The sequence below is a fragment of the Chitinophaga sp. YR627 genome (genome assembly GCF_900114995.1).
Lineage (GTDB): Bacteria > Bacteroidota > Bacteroidia > Chitinophagales > Chitinophagaceae > Chitinophaga.
Genome location: NZ_FOUX01000013.1, coordinates 1 through 1541 on the forward strand (window position 1 = coordinate 1; position 1541 = coordinate 1541).

Consider the following 1541-nt stretch of genomic DNA (forward strand, 5'->3'; position numbering starts at 1 on the left):
GCAGTAAATGCACCAGCGTTTGTAGCGGAACCACCTGTTATGGTCGCAATAACTGTTTCTGTAGCTTCAATGATCTGATCATCCTGTACCGGAACCGTCAGCGTTACGCTGTTCTGTCCTGCAAAGATGGTAGCAGATGTACCAATGGCTGTATAGTCAACGCCCGATGTGGCAGTACCAGCGACGGTGAAGTTTACAGTGACATCTTCATTGACAGTTACACCCGCTGGAAGGCTGATAGTAAATGCGGCATCCGTACCTGGTTCAGAACCATCATTCGCAGCAGTAATGCTGATGACTTTGTTAGTAGCGGTATTATCATCATCGTTGATGTTAACGGTAGCTACGTTGTTGGTACCGGCAGTAAATGCACCGGCAGTAGCGGCAGTACCACCTGTGATAGTAACAGTAACAGACTCCGTTCCTTCAATGATCTGGTCATCCAGTACAGGGACAGGTAATGTTATGCTGTTCTGACCAGCCGGGATAATCACTGAAGTACCCAACGCTGTGTAGTCAGTACCTGCGGTAGCGGTACCGGCAACCGTAAAGTTAACAGTGACATCTTCATTGACAGTAACGCCCGTTGGCAGACTGATGGTGAATGCGCCGTTATTGGAAGGCTCATCTCCGTTGTTAGCAGTAGTAATACTGATGACTTTATTAGCCGCAGTATTATCGTCATCGCTGATATTGACAGTAGCAGTAGCATTGGTTGCGTTGGCAGTAAATGTGCCTGCGTTGGTTGCGGAACCACCTGTTACGGTTACGATAACCGTTTCAGTAGCTTCAATGATCTGATCATCCAATACGGGAACAGTCAGTGTAGCACTGTTCTGACCAGCTGGGATGGTAACGGAAGTCCCCAGCGCTGTATAGTCAACACCTGATGTAGCCGTACCAGCAACTGAGAAGTTGACAGTAACATCTTCGTCTACTGTTATACCGGCCGGCAGGCTGATAGTAAACGCGGCATTTGCACCAGGCTCGGTACCATCATTGGCAGCAGCGATGCTGATGACTTTATTGGCAATAGTATTATCGTTGTCGTTGATGTTGACTGTAGCGGTAGCATTGATCAGGTTCGCAGTAAATGCACCAGCATTCGTAGCAGAACCACCAGTTACGGTTACAGTAACTGTTTCTGTTGCTTCAATGATCTGATCATCCTGTACCGGAACCGTCAGTGTTACGCTGTTCTGTCCTGCAAGGATGGTAGCAGATGTACCAATGGCGGTGTAATCAACGCCCGATGTGGCCGTACCCGCGACGGTAAAGTTTACAATGACATCTTCATTGACAGTTACACCCGCTGGAAGGCTGATAGTAAACGCCGCATTCGTACCAGGCTCAGTGCCATCATTTGCCGCAGTAATACTGATCACTTTATTAGTAGCGGTATTATCATCATCGTTGATGTTAACGGTAGCTACGTTGTTAGTGCCGGCAGTAAATGCACCGGCGTTTGTGGCAGTACCACCTGTGATGGTAACAGTAACAGCTTCCGTTTCTTCAATGATCTGGTCATCCAGTACCGGAAC

General features: G+C 48.0%; 1 protein-coding gene. It reads right to left on the minus strand.

The genetic code is table 11. The features are described 5' to 3' along the window. A partial coding sequence (locus BMZ72_RS36215) for a beta strand repeat-containing protein (protein ID WP_218155332.1) occupies positions 1-1541 on the minus strand: 1541 nt, incomplete at both ends.